General features: G+C 67.7%; 16 protein-coding genes. 8 read left to right on the top strand and 8 right to left on the bottom strand.

The window, feature by feature from the left end:
- Positions 1 to 36: 36 nt before the first annotated feature.
- Complete coding sequence (locus tag KO481_RS04305) at positions 37 to 1,089, bottom strand: NAD(P)-dependent alcohol dehydrogenase (protein WP_215915561.1); 1,053 nt, start codon at positions 1,087 to 1,089, stop codon at positions 37 to 39.
- A gap of 111 nt (positions 1,090 to 1,200) precedes the next feature.
- Here KO481_RS04305 and KO481_RS04310 point away from each other — a divergent pair, with 111 nt between their 5' ends.
- A complete protein-coding gene (locus KO481_RS04310) occupies positions 1,201 to 1,938 on the top strand; it encodes a ZIP family metal transporter (RefSeq protein WP_215915562.1) in 738 nt (245 codons plus the stop codon).
- Positions 1,939 to 2,074: 136 nt separating this feature from the next.
- Positions 2,075 to 3,364 carry a S1C family serine protease gene (locus KO481_RS04315; RefSeq protein WP_215915563.1) on the top strand — a complete coding sequence of 430 codons (1,290 nt, stop codon included), beginning with the start codon at positions 2,075 to 2,077 and terminating at the stop codon, positions 3,362 to 3,364.
- Positions 3,365 to 3,471: 107 nt separating this feature from the next.
- On the opposite strand, the gene KO481_RS04320 is transcribed toward KO481_RS04315, so the two are convergent.
- The 7 genes from KO481_RS04320 to KO481_RS04350 all read right to left on the bottom strand — a co-directional run bounded on the left by KO481_RS04320 (position 3,472) and on the right by KO481_RS04350 (position 10,233).
- The gene (locus tag KO481_RS04320) at positions 3,472 to 4,038 is read right to left on the bottom strand and encodes a vitamin K epoxide reductase family protein (protein ID WP_215915564.1); all 567 of its coding nucleotides are present in this window, start codon (positions 4,036 to 4,038) and stop codon (positions 3,472 to 3,474) included.
- Positions 4,035 to 4,853, bottom strand: coding sequence for a DsbA family protein (locus KO481_RS04325; protein ID WP_308166302.1), 819 nt, complete (start codon positions 4,851 to 4,853; stop codon positions 4,035 to 4,037). Before KO481_RS04325 ends, KO481_RS04320 begins: the two co-directional genes overlap by 4 nt.
- 89 nt (positions 4,854 to 4,942) lie before the next feature.
- Complete coding sequence (locus KO481_RS04330) at positions 4,943 to 5,791, bottom strand: polyphosphate kinase 2 family protein (RefSeq protein ID WP_215915565.1); 849 nt, start codon at positions 5,789 to 5,791, stop codon at positions 4,943 to 4,945.
- A gap of 20 nt (positions 5,792 to 5,811) precedes the next feature.
- Positions 5,812 to 6,489: an ESX secretion-associated protein EspG gene (locus KO481_RS04335; RefSeq protein ID WP_308166303.1), complete on the bottom strand. Its 678-nt coding sequence runs from the start codon at positions 6,487 to 6,489 to the stop codon at positions 5,812 to 5,814.
- Positions 6,490 to 6,695: 206 nt separating this feature from the next.
- Entirely contained in the window at positions 6,696 to 7,940 is a 1,245-nt protein-coding gene (locus KO481_RS04340; protein WP_215915567.1) for a saccharopine dehydrogenase family protein, read from the bottom strand.
- 27 nt (positions 7,941 to 7,967) lie between these two features.
- On the bottom strand, positions 7,968 to 9,401 hold the full coding sequence (locus tag KO481_RS04345) for an ABC1 kinase family protein (RefSeq protein WP_215915568.1): 1,434 nt from the start codon (positions 9,399 to 9,401) through the stop codon (positions 7,968 to 7,970).
- A 169-nt stretch (positions 9,402 to 9,570) separates the two neighbouring features.
- Positions 9,571 to 10,233 carry a TetR/AcrR family transcriptional regulator gene (locus tag KO481_RS04350; RefSeq protein WP_308166305.1) on the bottom strand — a complete coding sequence of 221 codons (663 nt, stop codon included), beginning with the start codon at positions 10,231 to 10,233 and terminating at the stop codon, positions 9,571 to 9,573.
- A 455-nt stretch (positions 10,234 to 10,688) separates the two neighbouring features.
- On the opposite strand from KO481_RS04350, the gene KO481_RS04355 reads away from it, so the two are divergent.
- From KO481_RS04355 to KO481_RS04380, 6 genes are all read left to right on the top strand, one after another.
- Complete coding sequence (locus tag KO481_RS04355; RefSeq protein WP_215915947.1) at positions 10,689 to 11,951, top strand: DUF445 domain-containing protein; 1,263 nt, start codon at positions 10,689 to 10,691, stop codon at positions 11,949 to 11,951.
- Between the two features lie 77 nt (positions 11,952 to 12,028).
- Entirely contained in the window at positions 12,029 to 12,574 is a 546-nt protein-coding gene (locus KO481_RS04360; RefSeq protein WP_245400259.1) for a helix-turn-helix domain-containing protein, read from the top strand.
- Positions 12,571 to 13,230: a heparin-binding hemagglutinin gene (locus KO481_RS04365; RefSeq protein WP_215915569.1), complete on the top strand. Its 660-nt coding sequence runs from the start codon at positions 12,571 to 12,573 to the stop codon at positions 13,228 to 13,230. Before KO481_RS04360 ends, KO481_RS04365 begins: the two co-directional genes overlap by 4 nt.
- Before the next feature lie 73 nt (positions 13,231 to 13,303).
- Positions 13,304 to 13,603 (top strand): DUF2516 family protein, encoded by a 300-nt coding sequence (locus KO481_RS04370; RefSeq protein WP_215915570.1) that lies wholly within the window; start codon positions 13,304 to 13,306, stop codon positions 13,601 to 13,603.
- 115 nt (positions 13,604 to 13,718) lie between these two features.
- Positions 13,719 to 14,738 (top strand): alpha/beta fold hydrolase, encoded by a 1,020-nt coding sequence (locus KO481_RS04375; RefSeq protein WP_308166306.1) that lies wholly within the window; start codon positions 13,719 to 13,721, stop codon positions 14,736 to 14,738.
- 343 nt (positions 14,739 to 15,081) lie between these two features.
- Complete coding sequence (locus tag KO481_RS04380; RefSeq protein WP_215915571.1) at positions 15,082 to 16,095, top strand: alpha/beta fold hydrolase; 1,014 nt, start codon at positions 15,082 to 15,084, stop codon at positions 16,093 to 16,095.
- Positions 16,096 to 16,190 lie beyond the last annotated feature (95 nt).

Raw genomic sequence — 16,190 nt, forward strand, 5'->3', positions numbered from 1 at the left:
ACACCGCTGGGATGCCGTGCCCGGCAGGGCAATTCGCTACATGGTGGCCGTGTCGATGACGAAGCGGTAGCGCACGTCACTGGCCAGCACGCGCTCGTAGGCGGCATCGATCCCGTCGGCCGAGATGACCTCGATCTCCGCGCCGATGCCGTGTTCGGAGCAGAAGTTCAGCATCTCCTGGGTCTGCGCGATACCGCCGATCATCGATCCGGCCAGCGAGCGCCGTTGCGCGGCGATCGTGAACGGTTGCACCGCAAGGGGTTTGTCGGGCAGACCGAGGATCACCAGGGAGCCGTCCAGGCGGAGCAGCCGCATGTAGTCGTCCATGGGCAGGTTGGCCGAGACGGTGTTGATGATCAGGTCGAAGGTGCCGCGCAGATCCTTGAAGGTCTGCTTGTCGCTGGTGACGTAGTAGTGCTGCGCGCCCAGGCGCAGCCCGTCCTCCCGCTTGCTCAGCGAATGGCTCAGCACGGTCACCTCGGCACCCAGGGCCGCGGCGATCTTCACCCCTATGTGCCCGAGCCCGCCCATGCCGATGATCGCGACGCGCTTGCCGGGTCCGGCGTTCCAGTGCCGCAGCGGGGAGAACAGCGTGATGCCCGCGCACAGCAGCGGCGCGGCGACGTCCAGTCCGATGCCCTCGGGGATCGACAGCACGAAGTTCTCGGTCACGACGACCTGGGTGGAGTATCCGCCGAGGGTGACGCCCCCCGGCTGGATCTCCTCGGACACCGCGGAGTTGTAGGTCCAGGTGACGCCGCCGGTGCAGTACGACTCCTCACCGGCCAGGCACGCCTCGCAACTGCCGCACGAGTCGACCATGCAGCCGACGCCGACCCGGTCTCCGACCTTGTGCCTGGTCACCTCGGGACCGACCGCGGCGACGAGGCCCGCGATCTCGTGGCCCGGCACGCACGGATACTGGGTGCCGCGCCATTCGTTTCGTGCGGTGTGGATGTCGGAGTGGCAGATGCCCGCGTATTTGACGTCGATGAGCACATCGTGCGGGCCGAGTTCACGGCGCTCGATCGTCGTCTTCTCGAAGCCGCCGTCGGGGGCGGAGATGGAATAGGCCGCAGCAGTGGTCATGGATATCTGCCTACTCTCGCATCGTTTGCTTTGCAAAGGTCCTCGGAGCGCACTCCAACTCGCCGATCCGATGTGTCCGGAGCCTTCTCAATGGTGTCAGATGCTGGACCGATGGCGATTCTGTTGGCACTGGTGTCGATGTGTTCGACGCTGGTGGGCGGGTTTATGGCGGTGCGCATCGGCGGCCGCAGGCACGCCATGCTCGGACTCGCGGCGGGGGTGATGCTCGGGGTGGTTCCGTTCGATCTGCTGCCCGAGGCGCTGGAACAGTCGTCGCGGGAGGTGGCCGGAATCCCGGTCGCGCTGGTGGCCGGGGCGATCGGTTTCCTGACCATCCACGTCATCGAGCGCGCGGTCGCCATCCATACCGGGCACGAGGACGAATACGGCCCGCACACACACGGTTTCGAATCGGTGGGCGTCGTCGCGGCGGGCGGGCTGATCTTCCACAGCACCCTGGACGGCGTCGGTATCGGGGTCAGTTTCCAGGCCGGGTCCGGCGTCGGCATCGCGGTGGCGATCGCGGTGATCTGCCACGATTTCGCCGACGGTTTCAACACCTTCACCATCAGCACCCTGTACGGCAATGCCCGGCGGCGCGCGCTGCTGCTGCTCGCCCTGGACGCCCTCGCGCCGGTCGCAGGCGCGATCATCGGCACGCTGATTCGCGAGCCCCCCGAGGCGACGGGCCTGTATCTGGGCTACTTCGCGGGGTTCCTGCTGTACCTGGCGACCTCCGACATCCTGCCGGAGGCGCACGCCGGGCATCCCTCTCGCCTGACCCTGCTCTGCACGGTCGCGGGCAGTGCGTTCATGTTCGGGATCGCGGTCCTGAACCACGAGGGCTGACGGAAGTGTTCGCACCATCGTCAACGATCTCGCGCGCCGCTCGTCGACACGATTCACGCGTTGATACGCCCGAATTTTGGTACACATGAAGTGCAATCGCCGACGCCCGCGGGCGGCGCAGGAGGCGGGAGTGCTCATGGACGACAAGAGGCTCAGTACGTCCGACACAGGGTTCGGCACGCCCAACACCGGGCCTGGCACGCCCAACCCAGGCCTCGGTGCGTCCAGCGCAGGGCTCGGCACGTCCGACTCCGGGCTCGGTGCGTCCTACACGGGGCTCGGTGCGTCCTACACAGGACTCGATGCGCCCGGCACCGGGCAGTATCCGGACGATCGGCCCGACACCACCAGCGCAAGCCACGTCGGCCCGATCGCCCGCAGCGGCGCCGGGGTGCTGGCCGTGCTGGTTGCGGTGGTCGTGATCCTGGGATTCCAGGGCGGGCTGCCGCGCTGGGTGTCCAGTTCGGGCGAGGCGACCGACCCGCCCCCACCCCCGCCGCTGAATCCGGTCCTGGTCGCCAAGACAGTGGAGCCCGAGCTGGTGAACATCACCGTCACGATCGAGCCCTCCGGGCTGGGCGCGGCGGGCTCGGGCATCGTGCTCACCGGCGGCGGACAGGTGCTGACCAGCCATCACGTGGTCAAGGGTGCGGACATGATCACCGTCGGCGACATCGGCACCGGGGCACAGTTCCCGGCCACCGTGCTGGGCTACGACTCCGCCGCCGATATCGCGTTGCTGTCGCTGACCGGCGCCGCCGGCCTACCGACCGCGCGGATCGGCGACTCGTCGGCGCTGCGGCCGGGCGATGAGATCATGGCCATCGGAAATGCCGGGGGCACCGGACAGCCCACCGCCACCCCGGGAACCGTGACCTCGCTGAACACCGCGATCGTGGCCCGCGATGCCGCGGATCTGAGTAGCACGACGCTGACCGGAATGCTGGAGGTGCGCGCGCCGGTGCAGGCGGGCCAGTCCGGCGGGGCGCTGGCCGACCGGTCCGGCGACGTCGTCGGCGTGGTCACCGCCGCCTCGGGAGAGCTCAGCAGAGCGCTCGGGGACGCCAGCGGCTATGCCGTCCCGATCAGTACGGCAATGGACATCGTGCGCCAAATCCGTTCCGGCACATCGACGGACGCCGTGCACATCGGGCCCACCGCGACGCTGGGCGTGCTCACCTCGGACGCGAGCACCGGCGGCGCCCGCATCGACGTGAGCGTCTACGGTATGCCCGCCTTCGCGGCCGGACTTCTTGCGGGCGAAGTGATCACCGCCGTCGACGGTCGCCCGATCTCCTCGACCCAATCCCTGAAAGCCGCCTTGAACATTCGCAAGCCCGACGACATGATCACCCTGAGCCTCAGTGATCCCGACGGTTCCAAGCGTCAGGTCGCCGTTGTCCTCGCCTCCGGGCCGCCCAACTGACACTGTGCGCGACGGATCGAATACACCTTCCCCGCAAGCGCTTTCGAGGCGATGATCGAGATTTCGTTCGGCATCCGCGGCCCGAAGATCGTCCGGCGGGAGTGCACTCAGACCAGGCTCATCCAGTACGTCTGGAAGCGCAGGAACACCATCACCAGCACGATCGCGTAGAACACGACCACCAGCGTCCAGCGCCACTCCACCAGAATGCGCACGAACCCGCGCGCATTACCCCAGATCTGATCGGTGACCACGGCCAGCAGAATCGGCGTGAACACCCACACCACCATGCAGTACGGGCACAGCGCGCCGATCCGGTACAGCGTCTGGAAGATCAGCCAGCAGATGAACACGATGCCCAGCACCAGCCCGAGCCACAGCCCGCCCCAGAACCACTTCGGCAGCGCGATCCCGGCCACGGCCAGCACGGCGATGGTCACCGCCACCGAGAAGCCGACCACGCCCATGATCGGATTGGGGAATCCGAAGATGCGGGCCTGGTGGGTGGCCATCACCGAACCGCAGGCGATGATCGGGTTCAGGTTGCAGGACGGCTTGTAGGCCGGATTCATCAGCAGCTTGAAGTCCTCGACGGTCAGGATGACCGCGGAGATCCAACCCGCGAGGCTGCCGACGAGCAGCGTCCACGCGGAACGAGCGGGCGCGGCGATCACTTTGCGGCGGCCTCGATCGTGGCCTTGATCCCACCGGGGTTGAACAGGGTCGCGCGGTCGTTCGAGTCGACCTGCTTACCGTTCACGAAGACCGTCGGCGTGGCGTGGATGCCGCTGTTGATGACCTCCTGCGTGGTCTTCTGCACGAAACCGTCGTACTTGTCGGAGGTGATGCACTGGGCGACCGAGGGGTCGGTGTATCCGGCGGCCGTCGTGATCTGGATGATCTTGCTGTCCGGCAGGCCGGTGGTGCCCTCCTGCGGCTGCTGCTGGTACATCGAGGCGACCCAGTTCTGGAACTTCGAGGGATCGGCGGTGGCCACGCAGTAGGCGGCATTGGCAGCGCGCGAGGAGTAGCGGGCGCCCATCGAGGACTCGTCCAGGAAGGCGATCAGGTTGTACTCGACCGCGGCGGTGCCGTTGTTCACCTCGTCCTCGAGGGTCTGGCCGTTGGCGGCCTCGAAGCCCTGGCAGACCGGGCACTGCAGGTCGGCGACCACGCGCACGGTCACCTTGGCATCGGGCTTGCCGATGCGGATCGACCCGTTGCTCGTGATCGAGCCGGCTACGCCGCCCGGGCCGGTGGGCGCGGTCGCGGCGATCGTGGGGCGCGCATTGGCGTCGCTGGTCTTCTTCGAGTGCTTGACCGCGATGCTGATCCCGATGGCGGCGATGAGCGCGAGAAGCACCACGGCGACACCCACCTGGATGAGGATTGTGCGGGTGCGATCGGTGCCCTTCACTGCCGCCAGCGAGTTCTTTCCACGCGGGTTGTTGCTCACCTTGGAAACCACGCCTTTCATGTAGTCCGACACCCGTGCCGCCCCGATCGTACGGGCAGACGCCGGAATCCGGGTGTCCGGACCACATGATCGCGGGTGAACCTGAGATCTGCTCGAGAAGATCAGCTCTCGTCGAGGCGGCGGCGCTGTTCGGCCACATCGAACTGGGCCGTGGGCCAATCCAGCTGCAGGCTGTTCAGGGCGTCGATCAGCAGTTCGGTGACCGCGAGCCGCGCGAACCACTTCCGGTCGGCCGGTATGACATACCAGGGCGCGTGCTCGGTGGTGGTGCGGTCCAGCATCGCCTGATATGCGTCCTGATAGGCGGGCCAGAAGGCGCGCTCGTCGATGTCGGCGGGATTGAACTTCCAGTGTTTGTCGGGTCGGTCGAGCCGCTCGGCCAGGCGCTTGCGCTGCTCGTCCAGCGAGACGAACATTGCCACCTTGATCACGATGGTGCCCGCCTCGGCGAGTTCGCGCTCGAACCGGTTGATCTCGTCGTAGCGCTTGGCCCACACGTCCGGCGGCACCAGGTCGTGAACCCGCACCACCAGCACATCCTCGTAGTGCGAGCGATCGAAGACGCCGAGCTGACCGCCGCGCGGCAGTTGCCGGCGGATCCGCCACAGATAGTGATGCTTGCGTTCCTCGGCGCTGGGCACCCCGAACGCCGCATGGTCGACGCCCTGTGGATCGACCGAGCCGATCACGTGCCGCACGATCCCGCCCTTGCCCGCGGTGTCCATCCCCTGCAGCACGAGCAGAATGTTGCGCGGATCGCCGGAGCGGCCGTTCGCGTACAGCTTTTCCTGCAGCCGTGACAGCTCCGCGCGGCGCTGCTCGAGCAGCAGCTCCCCGGCCTTCTTGTCGCCGCGGAATCCGGGGGTGGCGCTCGTGTCGAGGCCCACGACCTTCACGCCCTCGGCGTGCAGCGCGGTGGTGACCGGAACCGACCAGAGGGAATTGGGCATACCGCAGTATGACTCGCGGTTCAGATCAGTCCGGCCAGGCGCATCAGGTGATCCGCGAACGCGTCGTCGTCGACCGGGGTCAGGACGAGCTGGTCGGCGGTGGTGAGCAGGTAGCGTCCGTCGCCCGCGACGTCGAGCCAGGTGCGGTGGCGGGTCGGCGGCGTGGCCGGGTTGTTCGGGGCGGTCGTCACCGTGACAATGCCGCGGGAGTCGACCGGGGCGCGCAGCGCGCGCTGGAACCGGGCCGCGCTGTCCGGTGGGCTGCGGTGGCCGGGCTCGTCCCGATCGGCGGTCGGTTCCTGGTCGAGCACCGCGTCGGTCGCCTCGCGCATCGCGCCGCGCCGTCCGGCGGGCGCCGAGCCGATGACCTCGACCAGTCGCTCGCCGACCGCCTGCGCATGGCAGAGGTGCACCGCCATCGACTCGGCGCGCGCGACCAGGATCACGCCGTGCTGCTGCGCGACCGCGGCGAAGGCGAGGATGAGTTCGTCCTCACCCCGCTCGCCCGAGACGGTGAGCGTGGTGGCGTCGGGGCGCGCGCACAGCATCAGCGCGGCGGTCAGATCGGGATCGGTGTTGATGCGCTGCGGCCGTCGCGCGTCGGTATCGGTTGGTCGCAGCCCATTTATGGGGTAAGGACGATAGTCCAATCCGGTTTCTGTGGCCCAGACGTGCACGAATTCATCCGGGGTGAACACCCATTGCACTAGGCGCGGCCCCCGTGCCGGGGCGGGATCGCGTGAGTAGTAATGCCCGCCTCGCTTCGCTCCGGCTGTCTGTGCGAAATGCTACCCAAGAGTTGGTACACGCGTGTTTTGGACGGATGACCGAGAGGCTTCCTCTGTTGCGGGTGCCGCAGGCGGGGCCGGGCGGGTGGCCCTCACGTACTGCTGCTCTTCGATGCTCATGCCCGAGCGACCTCGATGGTGATGTCCGCGCCGCGCAGCCGCTCGGTGAGGGCATCGCCCATCGCGGCGGCCGGGGTGAGGATGCCCGCGATGTCCGGCAGATCGTCGAATGCCAGGCACAGTCCCGCCTGGCCCAGCATGACCGAGGTCGCCTGATAGCCCGGGTCCCCGTGCCCGGCGAAGGTGCAGACGTATTTCGCGCCGGAGGTGGTGGCCGCGAACGTCTTCATCGTGAACCATCCACTGCGCCGGGCGCTTTCGCTCGGACCGGTGCCCGGCTTGGGCAGCACCCGATCCAGCAGTCGCCGCCCCACCGCGACGCGCGAGAGCAGCGCGCCGGTGACCATGGTGGCCGCGATGCCGCCCGCCATGCCGGCGGCGATCAGCGGCGCGGCGGGCGATTTCCCTGCGTTCATCACCTCGCGATACCGGAAGTTCTTGCCGTACACCCAGCCCAGCAGCCCGTTGCTGCGGCGCACGATCTTGGTGTTGTGGCTGGCCATGATGAACGTCGTGACCCAGCCCTCGAGGCTGGCGTCGATGGTCGAGGCCCGCTGCAGCGCCTGATCGGTCTGGCGCCCCACGTCCGGGTCCATCGACTTGTCCGGGCTCAGCGAATACGGGTGGGCCAGGATCGAGGCCTTGGAGGAGTCGGCGGCGATCGCCTCCATCATCGCCCGGCCGGAATCGATGGTGCCCCCGCTCGCGCCGCCCTTGAGATACGCCACGAGGGTGGTGTCGGTGAGCTCGCCGGCGTTGTCCTCGACGCTGCGGCGGTATAGCTGATACACGCTCAGATCCGACGGAATCGAGTCGTAGCCACAGGAATTCACGATCTTCGCCCCGGTACGCACCGCGTCGTCCTCGAACCGGTCGATGCAGTCGCGGATGAACAGCGGCTCGCCGGTCAGATCCGCGTAATGGGTGCCCGCCGCGGCGCAGGCCCGCACCAGCGGCACGCCGTAGCGCAGGTACGGCCCGACAGTCGTGACGACGACCCGGGTGCGCGCGGCCATGGCATCCAGCGCCGCCTGATCGGACGAATCCGCCACCAGCACAGGCCAATCCACGCCAAGTTCGGCGCGCACCGCCGCCAGCTTCGCCTCCGACCGTCCCGCCAGCGCGATCCGCGCGCCCTCGGGGGCCGCGCCCCGCAGATACTGCGCGGTCAGCACGCCTACGAAACCTGTTGCGCCGAACAGCACAAGATCGAACTCCCGGTCCGTCGTGTCCTTCGCCATCTGATGCTTCCTATCCCGTGAACCGAATCACGCTTTGCTACGCCGTTTTCCGGATTTCTTGCGTGCGCCCGCGGTGGTCGGTCGCGGCGCGGGACGTTGAGCCAGCCAGGCCTGGTGGGCCTTGCCCAATTCGGTGACCGGCGCATCCCCGTAGATCCATTCGCGTGCGATGCGATGCCAGTTGTTGGTGGACTCGAGCTGCCCGAGCACCCCGAAGGTCATGAAATCCGCACGGCGGGAGAACAGGTGCTCCGGCGGCAGCGACTGCTGCTTCATGCCTGCGTATTCGGTGGCGCGCGGGTCGATCGCCAATACCGCCGCGCCGCTTGCCAATTCGGGGGTTATCGTCAATTCCTCGTCCAGTAGCGCCCATTCGATCGCGGACAGGCAGTACTCGAGGCATTCCTCGGCGGACACCTCCTCGGGCGAGTCGATGATGCCGCGGTCGATCATCAACTGGCGCAGATCGTCCGCGCGGTCCTCGGCCGCGGCCCGGATGCAGGTGAGCTCGAACCGCACATCGTCCGAGCTCATCCGGTTGTAGAGCCCGAAGTCCAGGAACGCCACCCGCCCGTCCTCGCCGAGCAGGATGTTGCCCGGATGCGGGTCGCCGCAGAACTCGCCGAAGTTGTAGAGCGAACCCACGTAGAAGCGATAGATGATCTCCCCGACCCGGTTGCGCTCGGCGGCGGGCAGTTCGCGGATCTGGGTGAAGCTGCGGCCGGGGAAGTACTCCGAGACCAGCACCCGGGTGCTCGACAGCTCGGGCATGCTGGCAGGGACGACGATGAACGGATGGTCGGCATAGAGGTCGGCGATCTGGCGCTGGGTGGCGGCCTCGGTGACGTAGTCGAGCTCGCTCTCCAGGTGCAGCCGCAGCTCGTCCAGTACCGCCGGGGTCACCCACGGCATCGCGGTCGCCAGGATCCGGCGGAACATCGCCAGATTCTTCAGATCCGCGCGCACCGCCGCGTCGATGCCGGGGTACTGCACCTTCACCGCGACCGCGCGGCCGTCGTGCAGCCGCGCCCGGTACACCTGGCCGATGGAGGCCGCGGCGATCGGCTCGGGCTCGAATTCGGCGAACAGCTCGGCCGCCGGGCGGCCGAAATCCTGCTCGACGACCTCGCACATGGTCTCGAAGGAGACCTGGGGTGCGCTGTCGCGCAGGACCGCCAGCCGGTGCTGGAAGCGTTCGCGATGCGCGGGCGGCACGATGTCCAGATCCAGCACCGACAGGATCTGGCCCAGCTTCATCGCCACGCCCTTCATGGTGCCCAGCACCATGACCATCTGCTCGGTGGCGCGGATCGTCGATTCCTCGGCCATCCGGGCGCGCACCTCCTCGGAGCGGCCGCGCATCGAGCGCCGAGTCTTCTGGGCGCGCAGGACATTTCCCGCGACGACGGCGCCGAGCTTGGTCCCCCGGGCGAGCCGTGATGTCGGCAGCTCCTTGGCCATGAAATACCTCCGTTGGTGCCGACACGCGCGACGGTGGAACTCCCGGGCCCCGTCGAGTTCAGGGTAACGAACCGGGCCGATCCGGCCCATCCTGCTGGGGTATACCGTGCCTCTCCTGCCGGGGTATACCTTCGGCGCGTACCCGTCGGTAGGACGACGGGCGGGTATCTCAGCTCTTGCCGGGCTCGGGCAGGTGATGGGGGGTGGAATTGAATTTCTCGGGCGATCCGCCCGCACGGACCATGCCGTCGATCGCGCTCCACGCCATCATCGTCAGGTGGTCGAGCATCGTGTCCGCCGACATGGCGCGGTTGCTGATCCACCAGTCCGTGGCCAGCTGGACGCCGCCGACGAGCACATACGCGTAGAGCTCGACGCCCTCGGTCTCGACGCCGCGGCTGAATGCCTTGTCGCGCAGCACCGCGGCGACGATGTCGGCGAACAGCTTCTCGAAATCGGCGAGTGTGGATTTATCGGTGGACGAGCCGTATCCCATGATGAACCGGTACACGTCGGTATCGGCGTCCACGGTGTGCACATAGGCGGCCAGGGTATTGCGGACCAGCTGATATTCGTCGAGGTCGTTGCTGATGGCCTCGTAGATGCGGGGCATCAGGGTGGTCTCGATGAACCGCTCCATGGTGGCGCGGGTCAGATCGTTCTTGTCGGAGAAGTATCGGTAGAGAACGGTCTTGGATACGCCGATCTCGCCCGCGATCTCGTCCATGCCGACATCGCCGCCGCGCTTGCGGATCGCGGCCAGGGTGCCGTCGACCAATTCCTCGCGCCGGTCGATCTTGTGCTGATGCCAGCGCCGCTTGCGACCGTCCACCCGGCCCGTGCGCGGGGTGGACTCGAGGGCGGCTTCGGTGGACAGGGTGACTCCTCAGGTGGGGGCCGGGACCACTCCAGCTTAGGGCCTGCGGATCGGCGATGTTCCGACTTCGCCGAGGCCGCGTGTGTCGTCCCTGCCACGTACGCGCCGCAGGAGCCGCCTGCCGGGCCTGCCCTTAGGCTGGTGTGGCGAGCGGTTCCCCGACGAGCGGGTATCAGAATGGAAATATGGAGCAATCGCCCGGCAGCACCTCCCGCGCGGCCTCCCGCGAGGTCAATGCGGTGTCCACGGGGCCGGATCCGATGACGCGGGCCGTCCCCGGCAGGCCGTCTGCCCCGCCCGCGGGTCCCCCCGGAACCAATGGATATCCGGGCCCGGCGCCGGCGCTCGCAGTGGGAAACAACACAGGCGAACCGCCCCGGCGCGAGCCGCCCACCTCGTTCGCGGACCTGATGGACGAGTCGGGCAAGCGCCGCGATCTGCGCCGGATGAAGCTCGTCGCGACCGGCTTCCTGGCCGCCGCGACGGTGGTCTATCTGGTGTGCTGCTGGATCGCCTCGCGCGGGTGGGGCGCGGGCTGGGTGGGGTACGTGCGCGCGGCGTCCGAGGCGGGCATGGTCGGCGCGCTCGCGGACTGGTTCGCGGTGACCGCGCTGTTCCGGCATCCGCTGGGACTGCCCATTCCGCACACCGCGATCATCCGCAAGAAGAAGGATCAGCTGGGGGAGAGCCTCGGCAATTTCGTGCGCACTAATTTCCTTTCGCCCGACACCGTTGTGGAGAAGGTGAATTCGGCGCAGATCTCGTTCCGGCTGGGTCGCTGGATGGCCGATGCGCAGCATGCGGCGCGGGTCTCGGAGGAATCCTCGACGATGCTGCGGGCGGTCATCGACGCGCTGCGCGACGAGGACGTCGAGCAGGTGATCGACCAGACCATCGTCAGGCGGATCGCCGAACCGCAGTGGGGTCCGCCGATCGGGCGGGTGCTGTCCGAGCTACTGGCCGAGAACCGGCAGGCGCCGCTGCTGGATCTGCTGGCCGAACGTGCCCATCAGTGGGCGCTGGGCAGTCAGGAGACCCTCGACCGGATCGTGCTGCGCGATGCGCCGTCGTGGGCGCCGAAATTCGCCAGCACCCTGCTGTCGGAGCGTATTTACCGGGAGTTGGTCGAATTTACCTGGAAGATCCGCTCGCAGCCCGACCACGAGGTGCGGCTGGCGGCCAATCGATTTCTGGACGAATTCGCCGACGATCTGCAGCACGACCCGGCCATGATCGCGAAGGCGGAACGGATCAAGGCCGAGATCATGGGCCGCGAGGAAATCACCGGAATGGCCAGGGCGACATGGCGCGCCGCGAAGCGGCTGATTCTGGAGTCCGCCGACGATCCGGACAGCACGCTACGCCGCAAGCTCACCGAGAACGTTCAGCAGCTCGGGCAGCGTTTGGTGAACGAACCGGAGATGCGAAACAAAGTGGACGCTTGGGTAGAAAGAGGTGTCCGATATCTGGTGTCGAACTACGGTTCCGAGATTGCGACCCTGATCAGCGATACCGTTGCGCGGTGGGATGCCGACGAGGCGAGTATCAAGATCGAATTGCAGGCCGGACGGGATCTGCAATTCATTCGCATCAACGGAACCGTCGTCGGATCGCTGGCCGGGCTGGTGATCTACGCCGCGTCCCACCTGCTCTTCCCGGGAGCCTTGGGATAAGTGCTAACTGGGGTGCTTGCAATAGTTAGCACCCTGTTCTAGAATTGACCGCACAACCGCCGGAAGGTGAGCACTGCATGGCTCAGGAGCCCGAGGTTTCCGAACAGACCACCAACGGACCCGTGGAGACGTCCGCGGATCTCGGTGACAAGGTGGCCCGCGTAGCCAGCGCGGCCCACGACATCGGAAGCTTCATCCGGTCACAGCGAGAAGCCGCGCAAGTCTCGCTGCGACAGCTCGCGCAGCTGGCGGGGGTGAGCAATCCGTATCTCAGCCAGATCGAGCGCGGACTGCGAAACCCGTCCGCCGAGGTTCTCGCGCAGATCGCCAAGGGTCTGCGGGTCTCCTCGGAGGTCTTGTACATGCGGGCCGGGTACCTCGAACAGAGGCCGCACAGCCCGGTCCGGGACGCCCTGCTCACCGATTTGGAGATCACCGAACGGCAGAAGCAGGTGCTACTGGACATCTACGAATCGTTCCGCCGAGAAAACGCGGGGAACGACTTCGGAGGGGACGCAACGGAATCCGAATCCACAGGGGGCGTTCCCGGGGGAGACAGGGACAACGAGGTTCCGCGCACTACTGCCGAAGTTCCGCCACGCCAGGAGAACGAAACACTATGACCGAGCCCACCGCCACCGTAACCAAACCGCTCTACGCCACCGTCGGTGCCGGAGATGCCCTCTACACCGCCGTCAACGATCTGGTCGGCAAGGTGCGCGAGCGCACCGCCACCGTCGATGTCCACGGCCGGGTGGACGAGGCGCGCGAGCGCCTGGCCAACCTGCCCTCGGACGCCCAGGAGCAGTTCGAGTCGCTGCGTCACCGCCTCACGGGCCTGCCCGCCGAGCTGCCGGATGACCTGGCCGAGCTGCGCGAGAAGCTGACCTCCGAGGAGCTGCGCAAGCTCGTCGACCAGTACTACCACCAGCTGGTGGACCTCTACCAGGACCTGGCCGCGCGCGGCGAGGAGACCGTCGAGCGCCTGCGCTCGAACCCCTCCTTCGGTGAGGGTTTCGACCGCGTCGAGGGCATCTACTCCGACGTCGTCACCCGCGCCGAGGACGTGTTCGGCAAGGTGTCCGAGCAGGCCCGCGGTCTGCTGGGCAACGGCGAGGAGGCCACCGAGGCCGAGGCGGCCCCGGTCGTCGACGCCGAGGTCGTGCAGGTGACCACCGAGGCCGCCCCCGTCGACGAGGCCGAGTCGGCGGCTCCCGCCAAGAAGGCCCCCGCGAAGAAGGCGCCGGCCAAGAAGGCCACCGCCGCGGTCAAGAAGTAACCGCTTCTCCGCATCACCGAAGGCCCCGCGCGCTGTCCGGCTGCGCGGGGGCTTCGCTCTATATCATTGAGGTGTGTCCTCCCTGTCCGGCCTTCTCTGGCTGCTGATTCAGCTCGCCGCGCTGGCGGCCTGCCTCTTCGCTCTCGTGCATGCCGTTCGGCAGCGTCGTGACGCATTCACCGCGGTGGACAAGCTCACCAAGCCGATCTGGGTCACGATCCTGGTCGTCGCCGCGCTCCTGCTGGGTTTACCGATGCTGGGCGTGTTCAGTCTGGGGATGATCGGGCTCATGGTGGGTATGGTCGCCACCGGCGTGTACCTGGCCGACGTGCGACCCAAGGTGGACGAGATTCAGCGCGGTCCGCGCTGGTAGGTAAGCCGATTCACATCGACCCGCGGATGTAGCGCCGGTCACATTCCCCGGCTCTGGCTAGTTCCTGATACTCCGAGTTACCGTATTTCTAGGTAACACACAAAGGAGTGTTCGGATGCATGCGATGCTGCCTGCCCGGATGACGGGTCTGCTCGATCTCGTCGGTGCCCTGCGGCGCGCGCGCCGCGCCGGGCTTCGCGCCAGGAACTACGCCGATGCCAGGTTCGATCCGCCGCGCGTAGCGCCCGTGGTCGTCCCGGTGATCACGTCCGACGGCGCCACCCTGCGAGTTCACTCGTACGGTCCGGAAAACGGCGACGTCATCGTGTTCGCGCACGGCTGGACGTGCTGCATCGAATACTGGAATCCGCAGATCAACGCCCTGGCGGGGCGCTATCGCGTCATCGCCTACGACCAGCGCGGGCACGGCGAGAGCGAGCTGGGCAACGTCCCGCTCAGCACCGATCTGCTGGCCGACGACCTGTCGGCTGTGCTGGATGCCGTCCTGCGGCCCGGGCAGCGGGCCGTGCTGGTCGGGCACAGCCTGGGCGGCATGACGATCCAGGCGTGGGCCGCGCGGACCCGCGTCCCGGTCTCCGAGCGCGCGGCAGCCGTGGTGCTCACCAACACCGCGGCGGGGGACCTGATCGCCGAGACCACCGTCATTCCTCCGCTGCGGCGGCTGCCGTTGCCGCTGCGGCTGCCCATCGGCCGGGCCATCCTGGGTGCGCCGGGGCCATTCCCGCCGATCGCGCCGGTGCGGTGGGGGTTCCGTCGCGGGGTCATGACCCTCGCGTCGACCGGCGATGTCGCGGACTTCGCGTTCAACATCGTGCGCGCCTGTCCCGGGACGGTGCGGGCCCGCTTCGGCGTGCTGCTCGCGGCGCTCGAGCTGGGCCGCGCGGCGGCCGGGCTGACCGTACCGACCACCGTCATTGCGGGTGAGAACGACGATCTGACCCCGGTCGTGCACGCCGAGCGCATTGCCGCGATGCTGACCGGGGCCGGCGTGCTCGACCGGTTCGTGGTCCTGCCCACCGGGCATCTGGGCAATGTGGAGGCCGTCGAGGCGTTCAATGCCGAGCTGTCCCGGGTGCTGGCCACCGCGTTCACCGCCCAGCGGGCCACCGCGTAGGTCCATCCGTGGTAATCCGCTGTGCACCAGCGGGTTACGGGCAGGTGCTTGCTGCTCTCGCGTCGAGTTGCCGTGTTCGTCCGATCGTTCGCAATTCGTTACGGGGGAATCGGTATCTGCCGCGGGATCGGCGGCGATGTGTATTGCACAGGGCCCGGCTGTTGTCAGGGGGATGAATGTTGTTGCGGCGGAGTGGGTATTCGACCTCGGCGAGCTGCAGTGCCGACCGGTCTCCGTGGGATGTCTCAAAGGCGACGATGTCTCCGACCGGTCGGTTGCTTGCTTGCACTAGCAAGCACTGCGGTTAGCGCGGTAGTGTGCGATTGGACACAAAGGAGTGCTCATGTTGGCAAAGCTGCCCAGGTCGGTGACCGGATTACTCTCCGCCGCCGACGCGCTGACCGCGACCCAACGCGCGCAGCTGCGCATCCGGACCTATCGGACCGCTTCGCTCAATGCCGACCCCACACCCGAGGTCGTGCCCGTCGTCACCGCCGACGGTGCGCGCCTGCGGGTGCACGCCTACGGGCCCGAGCACGGGGAGGTGATCGTGTTGATCCACGGCTGGTCGTGCTGCATCGAATACTGGAATCAGCAGATCAACGCCTTCTCCGGCGAATACCGCGTGATCGCCTACGATCAGCGCGGCCACGGCGAAAGTGGGCTCGGCACCCGGAAATTCGGCCCGGACCAGATGGCCGACGACCTGTCCGAGGTGCTCGACGCGGTGCTGCGGCCCGGGCAGCGGGCGGTCCTGGTCGGTCACAGCATGGGCGGCATGACAATTCAGGCCTGGGCGCAGCGCTACGCGGATCAGGTGGTCCGCCGGGCATCCGCGGTGCTGCTGGCGACCACCGCCGCGCGGCAGATTCCGGCCCGCGCCAAGGTCATTCCGGTTCTCGGTGACTTCCTCCCGACGCCGGTATGGCTGGCGCAGACCGTATTCGGCGCCCCGGTGCCGCTGCCGGGCCTGGCTCCGGCGCGCATGCTGTTCAAATCGCGCATCATGAGCCCCGAGACCGACTCGGACCGTGCGGATTTCGGCCTGTCCATCGTCCGCTCCTGCCGCCCCGGGGTGCGCGGCGCGGTCGCCCGCGATCTCGCCACGCTCGACCTCGGCACGGCGGCCGCCAGCATCACGGTGCCCACCAGCGTGATCGTCGGTGCGCAGGACAAGCTGCTGCCTCCGGTGCATTCGCGCGAAATCGCCGATCTGCTCGCCGAATCCGGCCACCTGGACCGTTTCACGGTACTGCCCACGGGCCACCTGGTGAACATCGAGGCGCCCCGGGAATTCAATGCCGAACTGCATCGCATGATTCGCCTCGCGCGTCGGCGCGGGGCGGTTGCCAGCTAGCTCACCGAGCTAGCCGCGGGGGAGGGCGGCGACACGGCCGGTGCCGTGTCGCTCGCCAAGGCCGGTCAAGGGCGCCCGGTCTTGGCCCCGCCGCT

This window comes from Nocardia albiluteola, from assembly GCF_018860155.1.
Lineage (GTDB): Bacteria > Actinomycetota > Actinomycetes > Mycobacteriales > Mycobacteriaceae > Nocardia > Nocardia albiluteola.

What these genes read in the sequence shown, in the direction of transcription:
- KO481_RS04365 (WP_215915569.1), top strand. Translation starts at nt 12,571, where the DNA reads ATGACCGAGCCCACCGCCACCGTAACCAAACCGCTCTACGCCACCGTC.
- KO481_RS04340 (WP_215915567.1), bottom strand. Translation starts at nt 7,940, where the DNA reads ATGGCGAAGGACACGACGGACCGGGAGTTCGATCTTGTGCTGTTCGGC.
- KO481_RS04360 (WP_245400259.1), top strand. Translation starts at nt 12,029, where the DNA reads ATGGCTCAGGAGCCCGAGGTTTCCGAACAGACCACCAACGGACCCGTG.
- KO481_RS04345 (WP_215915568.1), bottom strand. Translation starts at nt 9,401, where the DNA reads ATGGCCAAGGAGCTGCCGACATCACGGCTCGCCCGGGGGACCAAGCTC.
- KO481_RS04315 (WP_215915563.1), top strand. Translation starts at nt 2,075, where the DNA reads ATGGACGACAAGAGGCTCAGTACGTCCGACACAGGGTTCGGCACGCCC.
- KO481_RS04330 (WP_215915565.1), bottom strand. Translation starts at nt 5,791, where the DNA reads ATGCCCAATTCCCTCTGGTCGGTTCCGGTCACCACCGCGCTGCACGCC.
- KO481_RS04375 (WP_308166306.1), top strand. Translation starts at nt 13,719, where the DNA reads ATGCATGCGATGCTGCCTGCCCGGATGACGGGTCTGCTCGATCTCGTC.
- KO481_RS04355 (WP_215915947.1), top strand. Translation starts at nt 10,689, where the DNA reads ATGGACGAGTCGGGCAAGCGCCGCGATCTGCGCCGGATGAAGCTCGTC.
- KO481_RS04305 (WP_215915561.1), bottom strand. Translation starts at nt 1,089, where the DNA reads ATGACCACTGCTGCGGCCTATTCCATCTCCGCCCCCGACGGCGGCTTC.
- KO481_RS04380 (WP_215915571.1), top strand. Translation starts at nt 15,082, where the DNA reads ATGTTGGCAAAGCTGCCCAGGTCGGTGACCGGATTACTCTCCGCCGCC.
- KO481_RS04310 (WP_215915562.1), top strand. Translation starts at nt 1,201, where the DNA reads ATGGCGATTCTGTTGGCACTGGTGTCGATGTGTTCGACGCTGGTGGGC.